At 70.1% G+C, this 8202-nt stretch carries 9 protein-coding genes and 1 pseudogene; 3 read left to right on the top strand and 7 right to left on the bottom strand.

Annotated elements, in window-relative coordinates:
- Nucleotides 1-929: 929 nt before the first annotated feature.
- Nucleotides 930-1589, bottom strand: a complete 660-nt coding sequence (locus tag ACFYXB_RS45005) for a TetR/AcrR family transcriptional regulator (protein ID WP_389591240.1) — start codon at nucleotides 1587-1589, stop codon at nucleotides 930-932.
- Nucleotides 1590-1765: 176 nt separating this feature from the next.
- Here ACFYXB_RS45005 and ACFYXB_RS45000 point away from each other — a divergent pair, with 176 nt between their 5' ends.
- The 3 genes and pseudogenes from ACFYXB_RS45000 to ACFYXB_RS44990 form a co-directional block, all read left to right on the top strand.
- Entirely contained in the window at nucleotides 1766-2827 is a 1062-nt protein-coding gene (locus ACFYXB_RS45000) for a medium chain dehydrogenase/reductase family protein (protein ID WP_389591239.1), read from the top strand.
- 308 nt (nucleotides 2828-3135) lie between these two features.
- On the top strand, nucleotides 3136-3690 hold the full coding sequence (locus ACFYXB_RS44995; protein ID WP_389591237.1) for a lamin tail domain-containing protein: 555 nt from the start codon (nucleotides 3136-3138) through the stop codon (nucleotides 3688-3690).
- A 340-nt stretch (nucleotides 3691-4030) separates the two neighbouring features.
- Nucleotides 4031-4402, top strand: a pseudogene (locus tag ACFYXB_RS44990) (GNAT family N-acetyltransferase); the annotation flags it as partial.
- Here ACFYXB_RS44990 and ACFYXB_RS44985 read toward each other — a convergent pair.
- The 6 genes from ACFYXB_RS44985 to ACFYXB_RS44960 form a co-directional block, all read right to left on the bottom strand.
- On the bottom strand, nucleotides 4335-5054 hold the full coding sequence (locus ACFYXB_RS44985; RefSeq protein ID WP_389591242.1) for an alpha-ketoglutarate-dependent dioxygenase AlkB: 720 nt from the start codon (nucleotides 5052-5054) through the stop codon (nucleotides 4335-4337). The pseudogene ACFYXB_RS44990 and the gene ACFYXB_RS44985 sit on opposite strands and share 68 nt — an antisense overlap.
- A gap of 119 nt (nucleotides 5055-5173) precedes the next feature.
- The gene (locus tag ACFYXB_RS44980; protein ID WP_388503994.1) at nucleotides 5174-5542 is read right to left on the bottom strand and encodes a hypothetical protein; all 369 of its coding nucleotides are present in this window, start codon (nucleotides 5540-5542) and stop codon (nucleotides 5174-5176) included.
- Nucleotides 5543-5794: 252 nt separating this feature from the next.
- The gene (locus ACFYXB_RS44975) at nucleotides 5795-6157 is read right to left on the bottom strand and encodes an Ada metal-binding domain-containing protein (RefSeq protein WP_389591235.1); all 363 of its coding nucleotides are present in this window, start codon (nucleotides 6155-6157) and stop codon (nucleotides 5795-5797) included.
- On the bottom strand, nucleotides 6154-6879 hold the full coding sequence (locus ACFYXB_RS44970; protein WP_389591234.1) for a 2OG-Fe(II) oxygenase: 726 nt from the start codon (nucleotides 6877-6879) through the stop codon (nucleotides 6154-6156). Before ACFYXB_RS44970 ends, ACFYXB_RS44975 begins: the two co-directional genes overlap by 4 nt.
- Before the next feature lie 76 nt (nucleotides 6880-6955).
- Nucleotides 6956-7462: a methylated-DNA--[protein]-cysteine S-methyltransferase gene (locus tag ACFYXB_RS44965; RefSeq protein ID WP_389591232.1), complete on the bottom strand. Its 507-nt coding sequence runs from the start codon at nucleotides 7460-7462 to the stop codon at nucleotides 6956-6958.
- Nucleotides 7463-7521: 59 nt separating this feature from the next.
- Complete coding sequence (locus tag ACFYXB_RS44960; protein WP_389591231.1) at nucleotides 7522-7857, bottom strand: ester cyclase; 336 nt, start codon at nucleotides 7855-7857, stop codon at nucleotides 7522-7524.
- Nucleotides 7858-8202: the final 345 nt, after the last annotated feature.

Genomic DNA, 8202 nt, shown 5'->3' with positions numbered 1-8202 from the left:
CTGAGCCGCCGGCTCCGGTGGCGGCCTGAGCCGTAAATCCCCGCTCAGCCCTGGAGGGTGGAGAATCCCCTCCCTTCAGGGAGGGGAGCCTTCAACTGTACGGTCCGGGAGTTGAGGCAGGGGTGCCCGTCGGGGGAGCACCTCCACCGCGAAGACACCGGGGTGTGCGCGCCCCCGGGCACGGGTCCCGGATTCTCGCCGCGGTGCAGGGCATCACGCCCTAACCGGGCCTGGCCCGCGAGGACATCGTCGTCGTCTTGGGCATCGGCTGCTGGTCCCGCTTCCTGTACTGCATGACCACGTACGGCATGCGTCCGGTCCACGGCCGCGGCCCCCTCCGTCGCAACGGGCGTGGCAGCCACCCGCCGCGACCCGAGCGTGTGCGGGAGGCTACGGGGGACGGTGATGCCCTGTCCACCGGCGGCGCCACCTCGTCCGCGCCCTGCGCCGGGGCCTCCATTGGCGGGCGGCCGGGGCCATTGCGCGCGGGGCCTCCAGGTGGACTTACCGACACCGAGGATCTGGGCCTGGAGCGCTGAGGGGGGTGACGGCCGCCGCGACCGACGTCCCCAGGCCTGGATCGGCGCCCGGCGCCTGGCCCCCGGGCTTCGGCTCCCGACATGACGTCACCTGCGCCACCGGATCCGACGTCATGACCGCCGTCGCCTGCGGATCCCCGCTGCCATGGACGGGCACCCTGCACAACGCGGCGGCCCGCACCCCACGCCCGGTCGCTCAACGACTGCATCCGACGCAAGAACCCCGCCCCTGGCCGGCCAGGGGCGGGGTTCAGCAGAGCGCCGGGCAGGCCTTGCACCTGCATCTCCCCGCAGGAAGCGGGACGTCTTTCCTTGGACCACCAACGCAGCGAGCACCACCCGGAATTCGAACCGGCGTGCTCAAGATCCACCCCATCCTCTGCCCCCGGCTCAGTGCCCGGCCAGACCGTCCACTTCGGCGGTGAAGAGCTGTTCGGCGTCGAAGCCCATCCCGGTGAAATGCCCGGCGAGCTCCAGGGACAGGACTCCGTGCAGCCGTGTCCAGAAGGTCAGGGCGCGCCGCAGCACCGGGGCCGGGGCAAGGTGGCCGCCGTCCCACTGCCGATGCCCGGCGAGATGGGCGTCGAACCCGTTCCCGCCACTGTCCACGGAGCCGGCGTCGGCCGGGACGGAGGCGCAGGCGTCGAGCAGCATCGTCATGATGTCGGCGGCGATCGCGGTGGAGTCGTCCGGTGCGTGATAACCGGGCACGGGGGTGCCGTAGATGAGGAAGTACCGCTGGGGATCCTCGAGCGCCCAGCGCCGCAGCGCGTGTGCCAGCCCCGCGAGGCCGGCACCGCCCGCGGCGGCGGCGCGGAAGGCGCCGGCGAGGCTGCGGTAGGCGTCCATGACGAGCTCGGTGATCAGCTCGTCCCGGCTGCCGAAGTACCGGTAGAGCGCCGGCCCGGTCATCCCCATCTGCTTGGCGATGGCGTTGAGCGAGAGGCCGGAGGCCCCCGCGCCGGCGATCTGCTCCCAGGCGTGTTCCTTGATCTCCGCGCGCACCTGGGCCCGGTACCGGTCCCGGGGGGATGTGGCGTTCCGGGCCAAGACGACCACCTGCTTCCTCGCGTCACCACGTGCGTGCGTTAGACCCTATCACGTGAGAGATGGCATCTAAAGAACATGAGACATGCACTTGACGGGACGCCCGGCCGCCGTACAGCCTGGTTACACCTTCTAACAAACGAAACGACATATCTCACCCACTCTCCCGGAGGCCGGCCATGAACGCGACGACGAATCCGATGAACCCGACGCACACTGAGCAGCGCACGGCGGTCGTCCTCCCCGGCAAGGTTGAGCCCGAGGACCTCCAACTGCGCCGCGGCCCCATCCCCGCACCGGGCGCGGGCCAGGTCGTCGTCCGCATGGAGGCGACCGGCGTCTCCTTCGCCGAACAGCAGATGCGCCGCGGCCGCTACTACGACCAGCCGCCCTTCCCGTTCGTCCCCGGCTACGACCTGGTCGGCACCGTCCAGGCGGCCGGCGCCGGCGTCGACGGCACCCTGATCGGCACACGGGTCGCGGCCCTGACGAAGACCGGCGGCTGGGCCAGCCACGTCCTGCTGGACGCCGCGGACCTGGTCGAGGTCCCCGAAGGCGTCGGCGCGGCGGAGGCCGAGACCGCGGTGGTCAACGGCATCACGGCCTGGCAGATGCTGCACCGCAAGGCCCGCATCCGCTCCGGCCAGACGATCCTGGTCCACGGCGCCAACGGCGGAGTCGGCTCGCTCCTCGTCCAACTCGCGCTCACCGCCGGAGTCCGGGTCATCGGCACCGCCTCCGCCCGCCACCACGACACCCTGCGCGCCCTGGGCGTCACCCCCGTCGACTACCGCACCGAGAACATCCCCGCCCGGGTGGGCCAACTGGCCCCCGGCGGCGTGGACGCGGTCTTCGACCACGTCGGCGGCCCCGGCCTGAGCGACTCCTGGCACCTCCTCGCCCCCGGCGGCACCCTCGTCTCGTACGGCAGCGCCGCCACCCGCGACGACACCGGCTCCAAGCAGTGGCCCGTACTCAAGATCCTGGGCCGCCTCTGGATGTGGAACACGCTGCCCAACGGCCGCCACGCCTGCTTCTTCAGCGTCTGGGCCGGCAAGGCCCTCTCCGAGAACCGCTTCCGCGCCCGCCTGCGCACCGACCTCACCCAGGTCCTCACAGCCCTGCAGCGCGGCGACATCACCGCGACCGTGGCCGCCGAACTCCCCCTCGCCCGGGCCGCCGAGGCCCTGCGCCTGGCCGAATCCGGCACGGCCAGCGGAAAGGTGGTCCTGGTCCCGTGACTGCCCCGCTCGGACGCCTGCCTGTTACCCACTTTCGAGTGAGCCGGGGCGCCCGGCCCGGCAGCCGGCCCCGACACCCCCGCAAAAATCCCCATCACGGACATAAATGAACAACACATCCGAGTGTCACAGAAATATCCGCAATACGTAACATGCCTCGCGTCGCCCGCACCGCACCCGCACCCGGCCAGCAGGGTGTCGTCACGCGGCCACCCGGCCGCCAGGCCGCCCCACACCCCACCCCCGCGGGACACGGCGGCCCGACCCCGCGCCCCAAGGGGCGCACCCACCCTGCAAAGGGAGACCCCGTGTCCGTTTCCTTCCCCGCAACCCTCCGCCGGCTGAGCGCCGCCACCGCGGTGGCGGCGTCCTGCATCGCGACGACGGCACTGCCGGCCGCGGCCGCCGACCACCACCAAAACCAGCACCGCGACCAGGTGGTCATCAGCGAGGTGCACGCCGACTCGTCGGGCCGGGGCTCCCGCTACGACCGCTCCCTGAACCGCGAGTGGGTGGAGATCACCAACAACGGCCGCCGCGACGTGAACCTGTCCGGCTGGACCCTCTCGGACTCCGACGGCAACACCTACACCTTCCGCCACTTCCGCCTGGACGACCGCGCCACGGTCCGCATCCACACCGGGTACGGCCGCAACACCGGCTCCGACCTCTACCAGAACCGCCGCAGCCCCATCTGGGACAACAACGACACCGCCACCCTGCGCGACGACCGCGGCCGCTTCATCGACACCACGTCCTGGGGCAACGACCGCCGCCACGACAACGACCGTTACGACAACGGACGTTATGACAACGGCCGTTACGACAATCGCCACGACGACAACGGCCGCCACCACCGCTGACACCCCCCGACGGCGGCGGCAGGTCCCCTCCCAAACCCTGCCGCCGCCCCACCCGCCCCCCCGGCTCTCGTCAGGCGGGCGCACCGCAACAGCGACGCCCGCCGAGCCCAGGACCCACCACCGACCCGATGGGCAGGTTCGTCCCACCCCCGGGACTCCAGTCATGCAGATGGCGAGGCCCAGGCGCGGGACAAGATCACCAATCCGCTGCGCCGACGAACCACCCACCCAGGGACGGGAGTTCCTCCTCTCGAGGCGGGCCCGGAAGGCAAGGAATTCGCCCCGGGCCCGTTCATTAACCAGTCGACGGTGAAGACGGCGCATCCCTAGCCTCGGGACTATGGACCTTCGCGAAGAGTCGCCCGGTGACACAGAAGCCGTGAGGCGCCTCCAGCTGCAGGCGTTCGGTGACCACGGGACCGTCGTGGCTGATTTGACGGATACCCTGCGCGGAAACCTGGTCCCTGACCGCGGGCTGTCGTTGGTCGCGGAACAGGCCGGACAGGTGGTCGGGCACGTCATGTTCACCCACAGCGTGCTCGATGCCCCACGCCGCCTGGTCGACGTTCAGGTGCTCAGCCCGCTGGCCGTGACGCCGGATCACCAGCGACAGGGAGTGGGCTCAGCCCTGATCCAGCGCGGTCTTAAGATCCTTGCCGAGCGCCCCGTTCCGCTCGTCTTCCTCGAAGGGGATCCCGGCTACTACGCACGCTTCGGGTTCGTGCCTGGCGGAGAGCGGGGCTTCCGCAAGCCGTCTCTGCGCATCCCGGACGCCGCCTTCCAGGTGCTGAAGCTCCCGGCGTACGAGCCATGGATGACGGGGACGCTGGTGTACTCGCAGCCGTTCTGGCAGCACGACGCGGTCGGCCTCCGGGACACCGACACCTGACCCGGCGATGCGAACGGCGGCCCGCACCGCCCCACTCACCCGGGAACTCCCGGACAGACGGACAGTCACCGTACGAGTCATCTCGCGGGCGTCCGCAGCGGCTCAGGGCGGTGTCCGGAGTGTGGTCGCCCGCGGCCTGCTGGTCGCCGTACGCCTCGAGCAGCACGAGGCGGCCGAGGCGGACCATCCCGGGGAACGGGGCGACCCGCTCGCCGTTCACGTCACCGGCAGTGCGCGTGTAGGCGTAGGGATGCCAGTGTCGGCCGACACACACGGTCTGTATGGACACGACGCCGCCGCGCGGCAGCCGGGTGTGACGGATGGGGACCGGTCCGGCGGCCCAGACGCGGCAGGCGGTGACGAGGTCGCGCTGCTGGGCGGGGGTTCGGAACTGCTGCCGCGTGACCGAACCCAAGCGAGTTCTGGCGAGTATGAGTGACAGACTGTGGCGCCCAGCGAGTCCTGCGGACCCCATCATCCCGAAGACTGCGCCGGGCTGCGGTGATGAACGCGGCCTGCGCCTCGTCAACCTCGTCCTATTATCCGCCTTCTGTTCAGGCTCGACGTCATGGCAGCTGGGGGTCAGCGCGTCGTTCAGGGCGCGATGTGGAACGTGAGTTCAGTGGTCGTGTCGTCCACGGTGTGCCCGTGCACGTAGCCGCCGCTCGTCTCGTAGCTCCCCGTGCCGCCGGTGATCGAGAGGTTGAAGTCGCGGGGCGGCGGGGCGTAGGGAGCAAAGCCCTGGACCGTGATATCACCGTCGCTGAGAGCGAAGGTGATGAGGCACTGCAGAGTGCCGGTGCTCGCACCTGTCTCGAGGCGGATGATGGTGCAGCCTCCGCCGCCGGAGCCGACCCTCTGGTCGCCGCGGTAGAGGTCGTTGGCGAGCGTGAACCCGTTGCCCTGGGCGTCACCGGAGCCGTTCGGTGTGAACTGAACGGTCTTCGCGATCAGTGACAGCACCTGCTCGTCCTGTTGGCCGTCGGCCCGGGATGAGGCACCAGCAGCTGAAGCCAGCGGAGCGCAGAACACAACCGCGCTCAAGGCTGCCACGGAACTCCTACCGAGCAATCCGAAATTGCGCATGCGGAGACCCTCCTAGCAGATCACAGGTAATACGGCACTTCCGACCATGTGTCTTCCGCTTGTCCGCGTCAGGGTTGATCACGAAGAGATCGACCTACCGAGGAGCCTCACAGTGTCGTTCGGGTGGTATCAGGGCCCATGAGCAGCAGCCGGTCCCGCTCCAGCCCACGACTCGAAGCCGACACCTGGCAGCGCACCTCCGGTGGTGATGCCTTCTCGGTCGGCTTTCCAGCGGGCGTACTTGCCGGGCATGCACACGGCGCAGGGTCGGTATCCGGCCGCGACGGCGGTGGCCTCGTCGGCGAAGAAGACGCGGTGCTCGACGTAGTGGCCGTGGGCGATGGCCCGCAGCGCGGAGGGGCAGTCCAGCCGCCCGTACAGGCGTCCGCGGCGGTGTCCGCCGAGCGTGCCCGGCACGGTGCTTCGGTAGGGCTGTCCGTCCGGTCCGAGCAGCGTGTAGGTGTGTTCAGGCTCGCCGGCGTCGGGGGTCATGCGGCGTCGTGGAAGACGAGGCCGAGGGTGTGGCGGCGGCCGGAGCGTACGATGCTCACGCCGTGCCGCATCGGTCCGTTCGACCAGCCGCGCCTGGTCGCCACGGGCCGGTCACGGGTGGTGAAGACGAGGCCGTGGCCCTGCGGGAGGGTCGTGGACGAGCCGCGGGACTGGGCGCGGGGCCGCTGCTCGGTCATCAGGAACTCCCCGCCGGTGAAGTCGGTGCCGGGTGCGTCGAGGCCGATGACGACCTGGAGCGGGAAGACCATGTCGCCGAACACGTCCCGGTGCAGGGCGTTCCAGTCGCCGGGGCCGTAACGCAGCAGGATCTGAGCGGACTTGTTCTGCCCGGCCTCGTGGCACAGGCGGAGCCACTCCTCCAGGCTGTCGGGCCAGGGGGCGGGACTGCCGAGCCGGTCCGCCCAGTCCCGGGCGACGGGCAGGAGGCGGGGGTAGAACGCCTCCCGCAACTCCCGTACGACGTCGGGCAGGTCGGGGGTGAAGTAGCGGTACTGGCCGGAGCCGAAGCGGTGGCGGGCCATGTCGACGGTGGTGCGGAAGCGGTCGGGCCGGTCGTAGAGGGCGGCGATGTCGCGGCACTCGGCGGGGGTGAGGAGCTGTCCGGTCAGGGCGTGGCCGTGCTCGTCGAGTTCGCGGGTCAGGGTTGTCCAGTCGGCGCGGGTGACCCGGTCGGCGACCGGGTCCGCAAGGCGGGTGGTCATGAGGCTGATCCCTTGGCTCGGGCACCCCGGCTCCGCTGCCGCCGGGGAGCCGGTACAGCGCCGGGGTGATGACTTGTCAGACGGCCTGGTGGACGTCTTCCAGGTCCAGGAGCTGCTGCTTGCGTTCCAGGCCGCCGGCATAGCCGGTCAGCCGGCCGCTGGAGCCGATGACGCGGTGGCAGGGGCGTACGACCAGCAGCGGGTTCGCGCCGATGGCCGTGCCCACCGCCCGCACGGCGGTCTTCGGGGCGCCGATGCTCCGGGCGATGTCGCTGTAGGTGAGAGTGGTGCCGTAGGGAATGGTCTCCAGGGCCGTCCACACCCGTCGCTGGAAGTCCGAGCCACCGGTGACGTACTCAATGTCGAAGCGGATCAGCTGTCCGTCGAAGTAGGAGCGCAGCTGGTCGACGATCCCGGTGAACGCCTCCGGCTTCCTGATCCAGTCGTCCTGGACGACGGCCCCGTGCGTCTGGCCCGGTACGGACAGCGAGGCGAGTGCGAGGCCACCCCCGGCGGTGGCCGACTCCTCGCCCACCAGCAGCAGTTCGCCCAGCGGGCTGTCCATCGTCGTGTAGAGCGTCATCGGTCCGGTGTCCTTTCGCGAAGTCTTCGAAGTGGCGTCTTCGTCATCTACTGTGCGGCTTATCGGACGTCTTGTCTGGCGGGATTCGGACGCTGCTCTGCCGGCCGGAAAGGATGGTGCGCCGCGCTCCCCTGGCGTTGCTTCCGGGGACCGCGAACCGGGCCCGCCGGGCTCGGTGTTACGACCTTGAGAACGGTGGTGCCGGTGAAGCGCATGGTCTTGCCGCTTTTGGCGGGCAGGGAACCGATGGGCATGTCGTCGAATGCGTCACCGGTCTGGGTACCGCCGCCGATCCACTGGCCGACGACGTCGTCGCCCTCTGCGATGAGGTCGGCGGTGCCGGAGAAAGCGAGGTCGGGGAACGATGCCCGGAATTTCTCCGCGAAGGCGCGCACGGCGTCACGGCCGCGGCAGGGGGCGTGCAGCGAGTTCGTCGATGACGGCCGGGTTGAAGTCCGGGCCCCAGAACTCGGTGAACCAGCGTCCGACGACGGCCTTGTTCTCTTCGATCGACATGATGCGCTCCTTGGTCCGGGAGGTTGGAGTACGCGGGAACGTGTTCGCCTGCGCTTCGTCACGCGGGCTGCTGCACGCTGTCCGGCAAGGAGGACCCGGCCACCTGCTGATTTCAGCTTGATCTAGCGCGGAACCCCGGGCGTTCACGACTCCGTTGGGAAAGGGACGAACCGCCGGCCGTGGTGGTCACTTTGGCTCACGGACCCGCAGGTCAAGTGATCCAC

This window comes from Streptomyces sp. NPDC002619 (assembly GCF_042889305.1).
GTDB lineage: Bacteria > Actinomycetota > Actinomycetes > Streptomycetales > Streptomycetaceae > Streptomyces.
This window is presented reverse-complemented; position numbering and strand designations above follow the sequence as displayed.